General features: G+C 43.8%; 15 protein-coding genes. 10 read left to right on the forward strand and 5 right to left on the reverse strand.

Going from position 1 to position 16,185, the window contains the following annotated elements:
• Nucleotides 1–17 precede the first annotated feature (17 nt).
• The 5 genes from R7Z49_RS03775 to cutA all read left to right on the forward strand — a co-directional run bounded on the left by R7Z49_RS03775 (nt 18) and on the right by cutA (nt 3,063).
• On the forward strand, nt 18–452 hold the full coding sequence (locus tag R7Z49_RS03775; protein ID WP_005376340.1) for a hotdog fold thioesterase: 435 nt from the start codon (nt 18–20) through the stop codon (nt 450–452).
• A 6-nt stretch (nt 453–458) separates the two neighbouring features.
• Nucleotides 459–692, forward strand: coding sequence for a DUF3389 domain-containing protein (locus tag R7Z49_RS03780; protein WP_005376338.1), 234 nt, complete (start codon nt 459–461; stop codon nt 690–692).
• A 79-nt stretch (nt 693–771) separates the two neighbouring features.
• Complete coding sequence (locus R7Z49_RS03785; protein ID WP_005386283.1) at nt 772–2,481, forward strand: SgrR family transcriptional regulator; 1,710 nt, start codon at nt 772–774, stop codon at nt 2,479–2,481.
• Entirely contained in the window at nt 2,465–2,716 is a 252-nt protein-coding gene (locus R7Z49_RS03790) for a hypothetical protein (protein WP_186585318.1), read from the forward strand. Before R7Z49_RS03785 ends, R7Z49_RS03790 begins: the two co-directional genes overlap by 17 nt.
• A 14-nt stretch (nt 2,717–2,730) precedes the next feature.
• Nucleotides 2,731–3,063 (forward strand): divalent-cation tolerance protein CutA, encoded by a 333-nt coding sequence (gene cutA / locus R7Z49_RS03795; protein WP_186585316.1) that lies wholly within the window; start codon nt 2,731–2,733, stop codon nt 3,061–3,063.
• Here the strand turns inward: cutA and R7Z49_RS03800 are convergent.
• Nucleotides 3,025–3,621: a DUF2238 domain-containing protein gene (locus R7Z49_RS03800; RefSeq protein ID WP_005376330.1), complete on the reverse strand. Its 597-nt coding sequence runs from the start codon at nt 3,619–3,621 to the stop codon at nt 3,025–3,027. The genes cutA and R7Z49_RS03800 overlap by 39 nt on opposite strands.
• A 242-nt stretch (nt 3,622–3,863) precedes the next feature.
• Between R7Z49_RS03800 and R7Z49_RS03805 the strand changes: the two genes are divergently transcribed.
• Nucleotides 3,864–4,703 carry an isopenicillin N synthase family dioxygenase gene (locus R7Z49_RS03805; RefSeq protein WP_005386285.1) on the forward strand — a complete coding sequence of 280 codons (840 nt, stop codon included), beginning with the start codon at nt 3,864–3,866 and terminating at the stop codon, nt 4,701–4,703.
• 128 nt (nt 4,704–4,831) lie between these two features.
• Nucleotides 4,832–5,452, forward strand: a complete 621-nt coding sequence (locus tag R7Z49_RS03810) for a DNA-J related domain-containing protein (RefSeq protein WP_005376328.1) — start codon at nt 4,832–4,834, stop codon at nt 5,450–5,452.
• Nucleotides 5,453–5,531: 79 nt separating this feature from the next.
• Here R7Z49_RS03810 and R7Z49_RS03815 read toward each other — a convergent pair whose 3' ends face one another.
• The 4 genes from R7Z49_RS03815 to tesA form a co-directional block, all read right to left on the reverse strand.
• Nucleotides 5,532–7,187, reverse strand: a complete 1,656-nt coding sequence (locus R7Z49_RS03815; RefSeq protein WP_318111358.1) for an ABC-ATPase domain-containing protein — start codon at nt 7,185–7,187, stop codon at nt 5,532–5,534.
• 71 nt (nt 7,188–7,258) lie between these two features.
• Nucleotides 7,259–9,172, reverse strand: coding sequence for a sensor domain-containing phosphodiesterase (locus R7Z49_RS03820; RefSeq protein WP_017821934.1), 1,914 nt, complete (start codon nt 9,170–9,172; stop codon nt 7,259–7,261).
• A 181-nt stretch (nt 9,173–9,353) separates the two neighbouring features.
• Nucleotides 9,354–10,553 carry an enoyl-ACP reductase FabV gene (gene fabV / locus R7Z49_RS03825; protein WP_186585314.1) on the reverse strand — a complete coding sequence of 400 codons (1,200 nt, stop codon included), beginning with the start codon at nt 10,551–10,553 and terminating at the stop codon, nt 9,354–9,356.
• An 82-nt stretch (nt 10,554–10,635) separates the two neighbouring features.
• Entirely contained in the window at nt 10,636–11,238 is a 603-nt protein-coding gene (gene tesA / locus R7Z49_RS03830; protein WP_005376324.1) for a multifunctional acyl-CoA thioesterase I/protease I/lysophospholipase L1, read from the reverse strand.
• On the opposite strand from tesA, the gene R7Z49_RS03835 reads away from it, so the two are divergent.
• From R7Z49_RS03835 to R7Z49_RS03845, 3 genes are all read left to right on the forward strand, one after another.
• A complete protein-coding gene (locus R7Z49_RS03835) occupies nt 11,237–11,929 on the forward strand; it encodes an ABC transporter ATP-binding protein (protein ID WP_047101137.1) in 693 nt (230 codons plus the stop codon). The two genes, tesA and R7Z49_RS03835, sit on opposite strands and share 2 nt — an antisense overlap.
• Nucleotides 11,929–14,385 carry an ABC transporter permease gene (locus R7Z49_RS03840; RefSeq protein ID WP_186585313.1) on the forward strand — a complete coding sequence of 819 codons (2,457 nt, stop codon included), beginning with the start codon at nt 11,929–11,931 and terminating at the stop codon, nt 14,383–14,385. Before R7Z49_RS03835 ends, R7Z49_RS03840 begins: the two co-directional genes overlap by 1 nt.
• A gap of 352 nt (nt 14,386–14,737) precedes the next feature.
• Nucleotides 14,738–16,177, forward strand: a complete 1,440-nt coding sequence (locus tag R7Z49_RS03845) for an FAD-dependent oxidoreductase (RefSeq protein WP_186585312.1) — start codon at nt 14,738–14,740, stop codon at nt 16,175–16,177.
• Nucleotides 16,178–16,185 lie beyond the last annotated feature (8 nt).

A 16,185-nucleotide genomic window follows, 5' to 3' on the forward strand; every position in this document is an offset into this window, starting at 1 on the left:
AAACTAAGAGTAAAACAATGAGTATATGGAAAAAGCCCGTAAGCATAGAGATTCTGAATGCCACGTCAAAAAATACCCTGATCGAGCACCTACAAATTAAATATACAGATTTCACTGACGACTCCCTTACAGCAACCATGCCCGTATGCAGCTTTACTCATCAACCTTTAGGAATGCTTCACGGTGGTGCATCAGTCGTGCTCGCAGAAACATTAGGCTCATTGGCTGCAAACTTCTCTGTCGATGAGGGCAGCTACTGCGTCGGTTTAGATATTAACGCGAACCATGTGCGAGCCATGCGAAGTGGTCATGTGATTGGTACGGCAAAACCGCTTCATCTGGGTATTTCAACGCAAGTGTGGCAAATCGATATCACTGATGAGCGAGGCCGTTTAGTGTGTACCAGTCGCTTGACCATCGCTGTGAAACAACACAAAACAAAGTCGGTATAAACTAAGATGGTGATTGAGTTTTCATTAGGAAAAATCATTGCAACCCAGCGTGAAATAGTGATTAAGCTCTCCGGTAGTGCAATGGTAACCTTGCAAGCGCAAACCGATGCAATTCAGTTGCTGGGTAGAGGAGCGAACGTTGTTTTATCTCATGGAGCAGAGTGCAAATGGTCTATCAAGCTGGACAACGAGGAACAACTGGCTGAACTTTCGCGAGAAATTGGTATCGATATTCAATAATTTATAGTGTGATGTTTGCACTTTTTGGTAAAAATGAGGAAACTTAGCTTATCGACAACAAGATAAGAATTTCCTCTTTATGAGTAGCCCTCGTTTACGTGTTCAGTTCGAAACACTGTTTGAAAAATTTTCCGGTCACGATACGGACGTTCAGCTCGAAGACATCACCGAAGCGTTGTTTTGTACACGTCGTAATGCTCGTATTGTTCTAAATAAACTTGAAGAAGAGGGCTGGATTGAGTGGCATCCGGCAGCGGGTCGAGGAAAACTTTCGAAACTCGTTTTTAAACGTAATCGAAGCGATGTCAGCGAAAACCTCGCCAGGCGTTATCTCGATGAAGGGAAAATCGGTCAGGCTCTAGATGCGCTTGATAACGATGCGGCACGATTGACGCAGGTTATCCAAGGTTATTTAGGGCTTCAGCATCGACAGGGCGAGCAGGTCGTGCGTTTGCCTTATTATCGACCATTGTCGATGTTAAACCCGCAGAAACCGATGCGGCGTTCTGAACAGCACATCGCCAGACAAATTTTTAGCGGACTCACTCGCCTTGATGAAAATGAACAACTTCAACCAGATTTAGCCCACACGTGGGAAGCAATTTCTGATACTCATTGGCGTTTTTATCTTCGTCGTGGAGTACGCTTTCATAATGGTGAACCGTTAACAACCAGTTGTGTTCTTGAAAGTGTGCTTGCGTTAAATGGCTTGAACTTGTTTTCTCACATAAAGCGGGTGTCTTCACCACAAGAGTGGACCGTTGATATTGAGCTCGTCCGTCCTGATCGCTACCTGCCTCTGGCTCTGAGTGAGTCGCAAGCAAAAATTTTGCTACCGAGTGCTTTGCGTTCTGAAAGCTTTGATAGACAACCGATAGGGACAGGGCCGTTCCAAGTTAAAATGAATGATGATAAGCGTCTTATTTTGACTGCTTTTGATGGCTACTTTGGTTTTCGCCCTTTACTTGACCAAGTGGAGGTGTGGGTAATCGATGAAGCCTATTCTTCAATGGTTTATCCAAGCCTGTCAAAGCCGAAGATGGATAAACAAGGTTCATCCGATGAAGTCGAGCTGGACCCTGGCTGTACATTCCTATTACTAAACAAAAACACTGGGATTGCAAAAGATCCACGTTGGGCAGAGTTCCTCTCGCAAACCCTCAACAGTCACCAGATTTACGCGCATGTCCCACAAGATAAAGTGATGGAACTGGGAGTATTGCAAGCCTTTGGCCTTAAGCCCGGTTGGATTGATCTTAGGCCAGCAGAAGCGGGCAGCGTACCACAGGCTAATAAGGTAATTTCCGTAGCGTATCAGAAAAAGCATCCGATGTTTCCAGTAGTTGCCAAGGCCATCAAGACACTCTTAAAACCGCACGGTATAGAGGTTGAGTTTATTCGTTATGATTCTCAACCGCCCGCACCGGAGGAAGTGGATATCTGGGTGAAAGCTATGGGCATTGCAACGAACCGAAATGACGCGTTGGCGGGCTGGCTCCTGGATTACAGTGATATTGAGAAGTTCAGTTCAGGTTACGATTTTAGTGAATGGGCTAAACTTGTCGATCAATGGCGTGCTGGGATGCACACAGACTTTCCTGCGCGTGAGCTAGGACGACAGTTAGTAAAAAGCTGTCAGGTGATTCCTATGTTTCACTGTTGGCTAGGCGTGAATAAAGACCACAGCGGTGCGTTACAAAATGCAAAGTGTAATGCCTTAGGTTGGTTTGATTTTAATAATGTATGGGTCAAACCGGATATAGAAAGTAACCATGGCGAAACCGAATAAGAAGCAGCCGACGAAAACCGTCGATATCTATTGCTCAAAGTGTAAAACTCAACTATTCAAGTACCGTAAAGGCGGAAAAGGCGCACTGGTCAAGTGCTTCAAAGAACGCATTGTTGACGATTTCACACAAACCCCATGCATCTGTCCCAGTTGCGGGCAAGAATTTGCAAGAGATACCCTAGTGAGAGGAACGCCTGCTTACAAAATGATTGGCAGCAAAGTGACAATGAAATAATGAAGGGCTAGAAAATGAGTATAAAACATGACTACTGCATGGTGTTAAGCACAACCAGCAACGAAAAAAATCGAGATCAGATCATTAAAGGTTTGCTAGATGCACAATTAGCCGCGTGTATTCAAACAATGCCTATTGAAAGTCACTATGTGTGGAAAGGGGAGATTTGTACTGACAACGAATGGTTGCTGGTGATCAAAACTCGTCGAGAGCTCTATGAATTGGTGGAAGAGAAAATAGAAAACCTGCACGAATACGAGGTCGCTCAAATCGTACAGGTTCCACTTGTTGATGGGTTTAACCCTTATTTAGAATGGTTGAGAGAATCGACGTTGAGCCGACATTAAGAATAAAGACAACACTGCACCAACGGTATCGCACAACATATCTTTCTGGGCGTCCCATATGTCACCTTGCGAGCCCAGAAAGGCAATTCCCTCATCGCCACCAGCCAACTCCGCATACCACCATTCGATAATCTCATAGCCAGCAGCAAGTGACATGATAGCAAACAAAGCAAACCAGCAAGAGAACGCTTTGTTGAACCGTTTTTTGTTTATCAAGTATTCAGCGATCGGATATGCGTAAAGGCCAATTGAAAAGTGCGCAACGCGATCAAAATTATTTCGCTCTGAACCAATCATGTCGTTAAACCAGTCAAACGGCACTTCGGAGAACGTATATTTCGCACCGATAGTGTGCAAACAGAGCCAGATGAACATTAAAAAGTAAGCCGTATTACTGAACTGATAGCGAATCGAAATCGCCCAAATAGCAACAAGAATACCAATCGCCGGGATAATCTCCGCAAACCAAACTGCACGTGAGTTAGGTTCCAACGCAGAAAATAAAAACACGATGGCATAAAAAATCGTTAATCCTAAGAGTGTTGAGGTGCTTTTCATAGAGTTACTTGATCCTTCAATTTATCTTACAATGGGACTCCATAGATTGTGTTAATGATTGCACTTAATTGAACGGTGTGCAATTGGTATTTTAATAGTTTTTTTGATCACTGAAAATGTTGATTTATTGGCAAACTGCTCAACATTAAAACGTTTGCGCGTGCACTTTTCATTAAAGTTTGATTTACAACATGCCCATCCATAGAATCCATGATTCAGTCTAATAAAAAAGAAGTAAAGCCATGAAACTGGAAACTGTCGATTATCTTGCTGACGATGCTGCTCAACAGTTCGTTACCTCTCTACGCGAAACGGGGTTCGGTGTGTTGAAAAACCACCCGATTCCACAAGAGCTTGTAGAGTCAATTTACAAAAACTGGCATGAGTTTTTCTGTTCAGAACAAAAGAATGATTTTCACTTTAACGTAGACACCCAAGATGGCTACTTCCCACCTTCTGTGTCTGAAGTGGCGAAAGGGCACAAAGTGAAAGACATCAAAGAGTACTTTCATGTTTACCCTTGGGGTCAGATCCCAGAGCAGCTTAAAGCTGAAATCTTAGAGTACTACGAGCGTGCCAATGCATTTGCTCAAGAGCTATTAGGCTGGGTTGAAGCGTACGCACCTAAGGACGTTCAAGAGAAGTTCTCTATCGCGTTGTCAGAAATGATCAATAACAGTGACAAAACATTACTACGCGTGCTTCACTACCCACCGATGACAGGCGAAGAAGAGCCAGGCGCTATTCGTGCTGCTGCGCATGAAGACATTAACCTGTTAACGGTTTTGCCTGCTGCTAATGAACCTGGACTGCAAGTAAAGAGTAAAGAGGGTGATTGGATCGATGTACCATGTGACTTCGGGAACTTAATCATCAACATTGGTGATATGCTTCAAGAAGCGTCAGGTGGTTATTTCCCTTCAACGACTCACCGTGTAATCAACCCTACGGGTGGCCGTCAAGAAAAGTCACGTATCTCATTACCGTTGTTCCTGCATCCAAAGCCGGAAGTGGTGTTATCTGAGCGCTACACTGCACATAGCTACCTTATGGAACGTTTACGTGAGCTAGGGGTTATTTAACCTTTACGTGATCTCCTTACAAAGGCCGATGGTGAATGACTATCGGCCTTTTTGCATTTATGCTACAAAGTGGAAACTATGTTTTTTGTGCCGTGAATGGGGCCCTAAACTCGTGTCAGAGAGGATGAATGGAAGGACAACGTACTGTCAATAGTATTGAGCCTCATGCAATAGAAAATCCGCTGCTTTGGCCAATGTTAGAAATTCTGAGAAAACAGCCCTCTAATTGGAAAGTGCACACCTTGGCAAGCTCGTTGGGTGAACAAGGTTATATTTCAAAGCTGGACGACTCTCCCGATAAGGATTTATTCAAAAGAAATTTCCTGATCATGAATGCATTATATCAACTGCAAGACACTCTGTATCCGGATAGCTGGCTTCAAGTCGAAGCCATGGATATTCAGCTCATGTCTTCGATGGAAGCTTTGAGGCATAAGATCGATATTCATGATCCTTTGCGTGAGTATTACTTAGATTGGCGCAATTACGAAGCGGACGAAGATGAAGTGCGTCGACTGTTGAATGAATTTTGGACAACTTATCAAAAGTTCATCGGTGGTTCGTCAGTAGCCAGCGTAGATAAGACAAAGGCACTGTCACTATTTGAACTTAACACTGACGCTACGCCTGCGGAAATTAGAAAACAATGGCGAAAACTCGCGCTTCGTTGGCATCCTGATCGAGAAAATGGCGATGCAGAAAGATTTAGAGTTCTTTGTGAAGCGTGGAATGTACTGAGAAACGAATGATTCGCTAAGAATAAAGATAAAGGAAGGCAGCTAACTATAGCTGCCTTTTGATTGAACTGTCTCTGTCAGCGTATCAAAACTAGCATGATGACTTAAACTGAGATTTTCGCATGCGGTTGAGGGCAGCCATAACGTCTAGTGTGCGTGGTTTGGCTAAGTCGCCTTGCTTAGGAAGAGCGGCATGCCACTCACCAGACAGCATTTCTTCAATCTCCTTCGCCGGATGATTACACCAACCTGGAAGTTGAGCAATTTGGAACCATAACCAGCCAATTGTGTTGACTTCATCGGCTGACTCTATCTGTTCCAAAGCGCTAAGATCAGTAAACTCTTTACCAAATCGAAGTGACTCTTTGCCTTTCGCATTCACACGGAACTTGCCGTCAGTCAGAATATTCATCAACGCAACGCGGTTCAGTGCTCGAGGTGGGAAGGTCTGTAAACGTTCTTCTGACTCGTTATGGCGTTGAGTAGGGTGCTGAGCGATAACTTCTTTCGCTTTTTCAGTCACATCAACGGCTTGGTAGTCGTGCATTTGAATGACGGTATCGGCAACGTCTAAGTAGTCGCCCGACCCACCCATAACGATAATGGTAGAGATATCAAGATCATCTCGTAATTGACCAATGCGGTCGACGAGAGGAGTAATTGGCTCATCACCTTTTGCCACCAATGCCTGCATACGCTCATCTCTAATCATGAAGTTGGTAGCAGAAGTATCTTCATCAATCAATAATGTGCTTGCACCCGCTTCAATAGACTCTTGAAGCCAAGCGGCTTGCGACGTTGAGCCTGATGCGTCTTGAGTAGAAAAGTCCGCCGTATCTTTACCCATCGGTAAATGGTTGATGTAGTTTGATAGGTTCAAGTGGTGTACGCATCGGCCATCTTCGGCACGAATCTTCATAGCCTTGTTATCGGCAACAATGTATTCGCGACCATCTCCTGGAATATGATCGTAAATTGAACGCTCTATTGCATTTAATAAGGTAGATTTACCGTGGAAGCCACCACCTACAATCAGTGTGATACCTTTTGGAATTCCTAATCCTGTGACATGGCCCTTGTTTGGCGCATGTAAAGTGACTTGTAGAGATTCAGGGGCTTTAAACTCAACGGCTTCTTTCATTGGAAGGTCGCAATTACCTGCAATTCGAGGAAGAATACTGCCGTTTGCGATAAACGCGACTAAGTTATTGGCCTCTAACTGTTCTCGTAGGGCATCTTGGTCTTCAACAACTTGGCAGTGCTTAATTAAAGCGGCTTTGTCGAGTTCACGCTCTAAAGTTGCTCGACGGATAAACTTAGGCAGGTGGAAAGTCAGTATGTTGTTGGCTTTTTTCCCCAATACTGAACGACCTTCGGCTGGTAAGTTAACTCGAAAACGCAGTTCAATACCTTCTTCAGTAAACAACACCGCGGTGCTATCCAGTACAGTTTGGCCTGTCAGTGAAATTGATACTGAGTTTTCTTGTTTAGCAAACTGTTCAAAACTACGCGCAATAAAATCACGTGCCGCTCTTTGAAATGCAGGAGACTCGTCTCTTAGCCACTCAAGACCAGTCAAAGACCATGCGCGAGTCGCACGAAAACGTGACGCCGATGCATAAGGGTCACCCTGTACATGATCGATAAACAAAGTGAAATCAGTGAAGTCGTATTGACCTTTGATTTGCTGATAAGCTCGGTAGTTCTGCTTTTCAATTTTCTTAAGCGTGGCAGTCAACTGATCCATGAAGATATTGGCCTTTTAATAGAAGCGGGCGGCGATTATAGAAACCACCGCCCTCATAGTAAAGAGAATGCTTAGGAAGAGTAGGCGTATTGCCCGCCAGAAAGGCGCTGATTAAACAAACTTTGCTCAAATTCATTACAAGGCATAGGTTTACCATAAAGAAAACCTTGTCCGATATCACAACCCTCACCAATAAGAAACTGCTCTTGTTGGTGGGATTCAATGCCCTCGATCACTACTTGGAGTTCCAGTTTTTTTGCAATGTGTATGATTGAACAAATGATCTCGCGATCATCATCTGACTTTTCCATTTGCTGGACGAAGCTTTTATCAATTTTGATGGCATCAAACGGATATTTCTTTAAATAGCTGAACGAAGCATATCCTGTACCAAAATCATCAAGTGACAATGTCACACCTAGTTTATGCAACTTATTTAACGTTGTGCGTGCTACTATTTCATCAGCAATTAGAGCGCTCTCGGTTACTTCGAGTTCGAGAAAGTGTGCTGGCAAATGGAAAGTGTCGAGTAGGTGTTGCACTTGTTCTGCAAAATTTACGTTTTGTAATTGAATGGGAGAAACGTTGACGGCAATTTTGAAGTTATCGATTAACTCAGACCATTGTTTCGCTTTGTCTATCGCGGTACGCAGAACAAAAGAGCCAACTTCAAAGATAAGCCCGTTTTGTTCGGCCATATGTATCAATGCTTCGTTGGAAACGTCGCCAAGTATTGGATGTCTCCAACGAAGCAAGGCTTCTGCGCCAATCCATTTACGTGTTTTGGAGTCTACTTGAGGTTGAAAGTACAACACTAAATCGTCGTTACGCACTGCTTGTAAAAGGTAACTTTCCAGTTCATTGTGACTATTGAGATCCGCCGAATGATTTTCTCTAAAATAACTAAAAGGTTCGCCGGATTCTTTACATAGAAGCATCGCGTAACATGCATGTTGAAGGATACGCTTAGCATTGCTGCAATCTTTGTAAGCTTGAACTATACCGATATACGTGTGCAAATGTATTTCTGTTTTGTTGAAGACAAATCCATCTACGCTAATTTTAGTGATATCATCTAATAGTTGATTTAACCGAGCTTCAATATCCTCTCCCCAAATCAATAAAACCATGTCATTCGAACTTGGTCTACCAGTGATAAATCCGCTAGCACCGTGTCTGGTTAATCTGGAGTGAAATTCTTTTAAAATGTTGTCAAAGACCTCGAACCCGTGCCTGGTCTGAATACTGCGAGCGTTACTAAAACCAATGTTGATGACCACAAGCGATTGCTGATCACTATCAAGGGACTGTAAGGTGTATTGGACAATGTTCTCAAGTGCAGAACGATTTAGAAATCCAGTTCCCTGATCATGTGTTTTTTGGTAGCTCACTTGTTTTTCCGCGGCTTTACGGCGATCAATTTCTTGTGTTAAGGAGTAACTTAACTGGGCTAAATCCGTGGTACGATTTTCAATTCGACTCTTTAGCTCGGTGTTAAGTCGCTGAAGTTTATGTTGTTGGTACACAACTGAAAGCTGTGCTTCGATTGAATCTTTGAAAGTTTCAAGCAACTGACGGTAACTATCGTTGTACTCGTTTCTCTCAGAGTCAAGCATACAGATTGTTCCAAATGACTCCCCATTTGGCCAGAATAGCGGTAAGCCGCAATAAGAAATCATGCCTAGTTTGATGTCTGGGTTATTTTGCCATTCTTCATCTTCAAGCGCATTGGGGATTACAAGCTCGCCTTTCTGTTCTATAACTTGCTCGCAATACAAACCGTTACCAAGCTGCTCTGCATCGCCAGTACGATAAGGATTACCTAGAGTTTCGCTAGATGTATTTACTTCTATGCGATCCGGATGGATACGCATAATTAATGTGGTGGGTACGTGTGTTATTTGAGCCAGTAAGTTGACGATTTCTTGCCAACTTCTTCGCATAGACTCAGGGATTTCGTAGTCTAATGTTTGCAATCTCCCCATATAGGTCATCCTTTACGTGGTTTCACTTCCTGTGAATTTAAAAATGCAGACTGCTCTATTTTGTTCTCGCTTTTTAATTAAGTATAGGGTGGCTAGGGCTCGAAACAAAAAAAAGTCCTGAAAAGTGTTCAGGACTAGGAATAGTTGTCACATATCTCATCCTTGAAACAGATAACAAGCATCAAGGCTTAAGCGACATTAACGATTCAATAGAAATATCTTGCGAATAGTCGACATCTTTAAAGTTAAAGCCATTGAGCTTCATAAATTCATCTTTGAAACCTTGGTAATCACCAATCTCTTTAAAGTTATCAGCATTCATTTGTTCTAAAAGAGCGTGGACTTCTTGTTGAACTTGCGGTTCAAGTTCCAAGTCATCTATTCGAATCAAGCGTTCGCCATCAACTGGCACTTTCTCTTGATCGTATAACTTCGTAGTAAACAGCCGCTGCATTTGTTCAATACAGCGTTCGTGAGTACCTTTTTCCTTCATCACTCGATAAAGCGCTAACAGGTAAGGGCTTAGAGCAGGGATGAATACACTGGCTTTCGTCACCAACGCCTTACACACGGTTGCGTAAGCACCGCCGTCAAAGTTGGCGAGTTTGAGGTTTAATGAATGACTGGTTTGGTGTAAATCGATTTTCGCTCGACCTAACGTACCATCGAGATAAATTGGGTGCGTAATGTCAGGGCCCATGTAAGAAAAGGCGATGGTTTTGCAGCCGTTTGCGATAGAGTCGTTATTGATGAGTGTGTCAATCCAGCTTTCCCAGTCTTCGCCGCCCATTACTTTAATGGTGGCATTGGCTTCCTCTTCTGTTGCAGGCGTTAAGGTGGTTTCTATCCACTTATCGTTCTCCAGCATGATAGAAGCGCCAGTGACAGGTTCACCAATAGGTTTAATGACACTGCGCCAAAACTCATCAGATTCAGGTTTAGGTCGAACACCGGTTGCCAAGCTATAGATGACTAAGTCAACTTCACCCTCAAAGTACGTTTCAATGGCTTCAATCACTTGATTGCGCACCGAACCAGAGAATGCATCGCCAACAATATTTATTGCGGTACGCCCGGCTTGATTTGCTTCTTGCTTAAAAAAGACGTTGTTATACCAACCCGCACTCCCAACCCCTTTCTCTGAAGGGCCACGCTCAAATGAGACGCCAATGGTATCGGCGTTAGCGCCACCGAACGTTAGGGCTATTCGTGCCGCTAGGCCGAAACCAGAGGAGGCACCAATAATCAAAACCCGTTTTGGGCCTTTTTTGATCTGTGGGGCGTGCTTTACGTATTCAATTTGCTCTTTAATAGATGCATGACACCCTTTGGGGTGCGCAGAGCGAGCAACAACACCTTGAATTAACGGTTCTATTCGCATGTTGTTATCTATCCTCGATGAGTGGAATTGAAAATAGATTAACGTAAAGTTACGTAAAACTTATTGAGCTAGACCATTAAAATTAGAGATGTTTAATTAATTCTTGAGCAACGAAATCAGCGATCCAAGGTTGTGCATCTGGTTTTGGGTGAAGGCCATCATCCATCATCCATTCTGGTTTGGTGACAACATGCTCTAAGAAGAATGGCATCAAGGCAACTTGTTGATGCTGTGCAAGCTTAGGGTAGATATCGTAAAACATATCGCTATAGCGCTTACCATAATTAGGCGGAACCCGAATTTGCATCATGACAACGTCCGCACCAGAATCTTTTATCATGGTAATCATTTTTGAAAGATTCGACGTAATAAGTTTAGGAGGGAAACCTCTTAGGCCATCGTTGGCACCTAACTCAATAAGTACCATGTCAGGGCTATGCTGAGTTAGCAACTGAGGTAACCGTGCTAAGCCATTGCCAGTGGTATCGCCAGAAATGCTGGCATTAATAACTGTTACATCTTGACCATGTTCTGACAACGCATCAGGGAGTAAGCTAGGCCAACTCTCTTCGATCGGCATCTGATAGCCTGCACTCAAGCTATCACCCAAGACAAGTAGCTTTTCGCTCGCATGTGCAGTAGCGGAAAAACAAAAAAATAGAACTAAGGAAAGTATACGAATCATGCAAACACCTGTACTTAATGCACCTATTGTTCAAGCCAATTTGGTTTCTAAACAAGTCTCTACTAATCAAGAACAATTAACAATCCTCAAAGACGTAAATGTTGACATCCGAAAAGGAGAAAAAATCGCCATCGTCGGAACTTCCGGTGCAGGTAAGTCAACATTGATGACGTTGCTAGCTGGTCTTGATACGCCGACATCAGGCGAAATTACTTTATTAGGTCATGAATTATCAAAACTGGACGATGAAGCACGTGCGAAAATTCGGGCTGACTCTTTAGGTTTCGTTTTCCAAAGTTTCCTGTTAATCCCGAGTTTGAGTGCATTACGTAATGTCACGCTTCCTTGTCTTTTACGTGGTGAAGCCGAAGATGAAGCAAGAGCAGCGGAATTGTTAGCTGCTGTTGGATTGGAAAAACGTGTCGATCATCTACCAAGCCAGTTATCTGGTGGTGAACAACAGCGAGTTGCGCTAGCGCGTGCATTTATGACACAGCCTGAGCTGTTGTTCGCAGACGAGCCTACCGGCAATCTTGACCATCAAACCGCAGACAAAGTGATTGAGCTGCTATTCGATCTTAATGAACAGCACGGGACAACTCTGATTTTAGTAACACACGATGGTCATCTAGCAAGCCGATGTGACCGTATTTATCGTATGGAGGCGGGTGAGCTTAAGGAGGAGATGTAATGTCTGCAGTATCATCAAGTGAAGCAACATCCACAGAGCAAAACAGTACAACACAGCACTCGCCGAATAAAAGTTTGATACGTTGGAGTTTCGGCGAAATAAGGCAGGGGAACCTTTGGCCTATTAGCGTTGCTCTTATTCTCGTGATTGCGAGTATCTTTGCGCTTTCTGCATTAGCAGAACGAATGGAGCAGGTGATCGTCAAGCAAGGGAAGGATGCATTAACGGCAGATGCGGTGTTTGTGTCTGCTAATCCCATTCCGGACACGTTGTTAGCCTCGACTGAAAGCCTTGAACGTTCGACGATGACACGCTTTGCCACTATGGCATTTAGCGATAATGGTATGCAGCTTATTTCTGTAAGGGCGGTGGATGATAATTACCCTTTAATGGGAGAGCTCGTTCTTGAAAATAATCCAGCCGGTCGCGTTAAAGAGAACCAACTCTGGCTTGATGAGCGGATTATGACTCAACTAAGCGTAAAGTCAGGTGACAGTGTCACGATAGGCGATGCCGAGTTTACTGTATCAGGCGCAGTATTGATGGAACCAGGCTTGAGCTTTAATCCATTTCAGCAAATGCCTTCTGCATACATTCATCAAAGTGACGTAGATAAAACAGGAGCAATTCAAGTTGGGAGTCGAGTTCAATACCGTCTATTTTTACAAGCCGATGATAAAACACTAAAGAGCTTACAAGATGATACGCAGCTTTCTCCGAGCGATCGCTGGCGCACGCAAGATACTGCCAGTCGTAGTAATGAGGTTTTTGAACGCACGACGCAGTATCTGTCGTTGACAGTAGCAATTGTCATCATTATGGCGGCGACAACCTTGGTTCTTACTTGTCAAAATTACGTGAACAGCCGGACACAAACTATCGCGATGTTGAAAAGTCTTGGTGCGAGCCGCCGATGGATTGAAAAGTGGTTATTTATTCAAGTCACAATCCTTCTCATTAGTGCCAGTGTCGTCGGTCTATTGTTAGGGAGCGGGCTGGAATATTTATTACGCATTCCACTCAAAGACTTATTACCCGAGCCACTCCCTAGTTACGGCGTCACACCATTGTTGGTGGCATTTATCTCAGCAGTCTTGATTACGGTGCCTGCTCTCGGTATACCATTGTTAGGCTTGATTAAAACTCCCGCGTTAGAAGTGCTACAGCAGGGTAAAGCGCAACGTTCTTGGAAGCGAAGTTTACTTGTTCTAGTTCCCGTTGTTCCACTGCTTTTACTGTATGCAGATAACACCTTAGTTTGGATCGTGCTCACTGGTATAGCGGTACTGTTTGTGGTACTCGCAGCAGTTAGCGTCACACTCACAAAGCTGTTTGCACGTGTGTCAACCCATCCTGCAATGAAGCTTGCGTTGAGTCGTATCAACCGGACGCCAGTAACCAGCGGCCTACAGTTTGGTGCTTTGGCATTATCTTTGATGTTGCTGTCTATCATTTGGCTTGTGCGCAGCGATATTCTCGCGGATTGGGAGAGAACCTTACCTGCAGACGCGCCAAATGTGTTCGCTTTGAACATTGGTGATTATGAGCTCGATAACTACCTAGAAACCCTAGATAAAAATGGAGTTACGCGGTCACAAGCTTATCCAATAATTCGTGGACGACTAACAGAGATTAACGGTCAAAACGTCAAAGAGATTGATTACGAAGGAGAAGGTTCTGACGCGATACGTCGAGAGCTAAACCTGACATGGGGAGATACCCTACCAGAATATAATGATGTGCTTTCGGGTGAATGGACAAACAAAGGGAGTGTATCTGTAGAAGCGGATGTAGCAAATGACTTAGGCATAAAACTCGGTGATACGCTGCGCTTTGTAATAAACAGCCAGAATTACGATACAGTAGTAGATACCATCCGTTATGTCGAATGGCGTGACATGAAGCCTAACTTTTATTTTATTTTCTCATCTGACGTGATGGCTAATTTACCTGGTTCTTACCTCATCAGTTATAGGATTGAAGAAGGAAATGAAGCGTTGTTGACGTCAATGTCACGTGCTCACCCAACGGTCTCTGTTTTAGATATCCGAACTATGGGCGAGAAAATTCAGGCTTTGATTCAGCAAATCGTATCAGCAATCACCATCCTTGCTCTTTTAGGCGTTGTTGCTGGTCTGCTGCTCATCTTTACGCTACTGAGGTTAAGCTTGTCCCAACGCCAACAAGAGATTCGTTTGTATCGCACATTAGGTTCAAGTAAGAAACGGATCAACACAACCCTGTGGGCCGAGTACGGAATTATGGCGTTGATTGCTAGTGGTGTTGCGGTATTCGCTGCGGAAGTTTGTGTGGCCGCAGTCATGACATATGGATTCGATCTCAATGCACAAATTCACCCCGAATTGTGGATAGCTTTACCGCTTGCAACATTTGTTACGTTGGCACTTGTAGTGATGAGTTTGTTGAAAAGATTGTTAACGCCAGTAAACACTTAATCGCAGCGAGTGTTATCAAGTTTGGAACACTCCATGACACTTTTATTTTAGTTATCCACAAAAACAGTGGATAACTTTTGGGATAACTAAATGGGGTAAAAAGTGGGGTGTTTCTGCAGGCTTTGCGCCATGGGTCTTACAGTGAAATTCTTATTCACATAGACACAAAAAAGTGTCTTCTTAACCATGTCGTCAAGTACTTTTTCGCAAATTTTTTCTACTTTAATGCACTTTACAGGCGCTGTTGGATATTTCGCAAACCCATGAACTTTTTGTGATTTTAATCAAGTCCAAACACGAGTAGAATTCACCGTTAGTAAAGAATTTTCCTTATAAAATTTTTAGTGAAGCAATGAAGTCTGAGTTTCCAAGTTATAAAGATAAGCATATCGCTGTTGTTGGTGGCGGTGTAGCAGGTGCAACAGCAGCAATTCATTTTGCGGAGCTGGGTTTTAAAGTTTCCGTAATAGAGAAGGGCGTATCACTAGTAAATGGTCCACCCATTTGTCATTTGCATGCTGGTGGTAATTTATATCGAGAGATTTCCGAGCGACAATGCTTAGACTTGTTAGCACAATCTATTGATACTGTTCGCCTGTATCCGCTTTCACTGAATATTCGTCCGACAATCATCGCGGTTCCTCATTCCGATGGTGGAGACCCATCCACACTAATTCCGCGATTAGAGGTTGTGAAAAGTGCTTATCAAACGCTCGTTGATAAAGATGAGAGTAATAAAGTGCTCGGCGAACCAAGCGAATACTACAAACTGTATTCAAAAGCGGAGCTAGAAGCTCTCGCGCAACGTACTCAACCAAGTCATCCTACAAACTTCGATGAGTGGTGTATTCCTTTTGCTCAACATGCTGATCTTGAAGCGCTAAAGTATCCTGTTGTCGCAGTTCAAGAATATGGTTGGAGTGTTTTTCGCCTCGCTGCAATTGCCAACTTAACACTAGATACGCTTCCTAATGCTTCGGTCTTCACACAAGCAACGTTTAAGCAAGCCGATTGGATGGGGGAACACTGGCAACTTGGCTATGAACGTGAAGGTATCGATTACCTTATGACATGCGACTACTTGGTTAACGCGTGTGGCTTTGAAACAGGCTCAATTGACAACACAGTTGGTGCCAAGCGAGACAGGTTGGTGGAGTTTAAAGCCGCTTACGTTACGAGGTGGGCAGACTGTCAACAACAATGGCCAGAAGTTATTTTTCATGGCCCGCGTGGAACCGATAAAGGAATGGCTCAATTGACGCCTTATGGCGATGGTTACTTTCAACTTCATGGTATGACAAAAGGAATCACGCTGTTTGAAGATGGTTTAGTGGAGAGCACGAACTCATCTGCTCAACCTGAACTGCCTATGCCTTTACTCTCGAAGATCCGTAACGGCTGGAGGGAAGAAGTGTTAGAAGAGCGAACGAACAACGCCATCAAACACATGGCACAGTTCATTCCCGACTATCACTCTGCTGTAAAAGGAGGAAAAGCATTATTTGGCGCTCAGCAAATTCCCGGCACAGATCCAGTACTCAGAGCGGCAGATGTGACTTTTGAAGATAACCACTACGCGAGAATAGAGGTGGTAAAAGCGTCATCGACACTACTCGCAGCGCAAAAAATGCTTCAATTCTGGTTTGACATCGATCCTAACCAAAATGTGGAAACACAGCATCCGGTCGCTGTAAAGTGGTCTGAACAAGAGGTCGAGCAGTACGCGATTAAACTCACTCAAGAGCGAGGCTATCCACAAGCTTTAGCAGTGCGTTATGGTATGCCTGCATAATCGGCTGT

This window comes from Vibrio sp. 1562 (assembly GCF_033340155.1).
Lineage (GTDB): Bacteria > Pseudomonadota > Gammaproteobacteria > Enterobacterales > Vibrionaceae > Vibrio > Vibrio alginolyticus.

What these genes read in the sequence shown, in the direction of transcription:
- R7Z49_RS03775 (WP_005376340.1), top strand. Translation starts at nt 18, where the DNA reads ATGAGTATATGGAAAAAGCCCGTAAGCATAGAGATTCTGAATGCCACG.
- R7Z49_RS03780 (WP_005376338.1), top strand. Translation starts at nt 459, where the DNA reads ATGGTGATTGAGTTTTCATTAGGAAAAATCATTGCAACCCAGCGTGAA.
- R7Z49_RS03785 (WP_005386283.1), top strand. Translation starts at nt 772, where the DNA reads ATGAGTAGCCCTCGTTTACGTGTTCAGTTCGAAACACTGTTTGAAAAA.
- R7Z49_RS03790 (WP_186585318.1), top strand. Translation starts at nt 2,465, where the DNA reads ATGGCGAAACCGAATAAGAAGCAGCCGACGAAAACCGTCGATATCTAT.
- cutA (WP_186585316.1), top strand. Translation starts at nt 2,731, where the DNA reads ATGAGTATAAAACATGACTACTGCATGGTGTTAAGCACAACCAGCAAC.
- R7Z49_RS03800 (WP_005376330.1), bottom strand. Translation starts at nt 3,621, where the DNA reads ATGAAAAGCACCTCAACACTCTTAGGATTAACGATTTTTTATGCCATC.
- R7Z49_RS03805 (WP_005386285.1), top strand. Translation starts at nt 3,864, where the DNA reads ATGAAACTGGAAACTGTCGATTATCTTGCTGACGATGCTGCTCAACAG.
- R7Z49_RS03810 (WP_005376328.1), top strand. Translation starts at nt 4,832, where the DNA reads ATGGAAGGACAACGTACTGTCAATAGTATTGAGCCTCATGCAATAGAA.
- R7Z49_RS03815 (WP_318111358.1), bottom strand. Translation starts at nt 7,187, where the DNA reads ATGGATCAGTTGACTGCCACGCTTAAGAAAATTGAAAAGCAGAACTAC.
- R7Z49_RS03820 (WP_017821934.1), bottom strand. Translation starts at nt 9,172, where the DNA reads ATGGGGAGATTGCAAACATTAGACTACGAAATCCCTGAGTCTATGCGA.
- fabV (WP_186585314.1), bottom strand. Translation starts at nt 10,553, where the DNA reads ATGCGAATAGAACCGTTAATTCAAGGTGTTGTTGCTCGCTCTGCGCAC.
- R7Z49_RS03835 (WP_047101137.1), top strand. Translation starts at nt 11,237, where the DNA reads ATGCAAACACCTGTACTTAATGCACCTATTGTTCAAGCCAATTTGGTT.
- tesA (WP_005376324.1), bottom strand. Translation starts at nt 11,238, where the DNA reads ATGATTCGTATACTTTCCTTAGTTCTATTTTTTTGTTTTTCCGCTACT.
- R7Z49_RS03840 (WP_186585313.1), top strand. Translation starts at nt 11,929, where the DNA reads ATGTCTGCAGTATCATCAAGTGAAGCAACATCCACAGAGCAAAACAGT.
- R7Z49_RS03845 (WP_186585312.1), top strand. Translation starts at nt 14,738, where the DNA reads ATGAAGTCTGAGTTTCCAAGTTATAAAGATAAGCATATCGCTGTTGTT.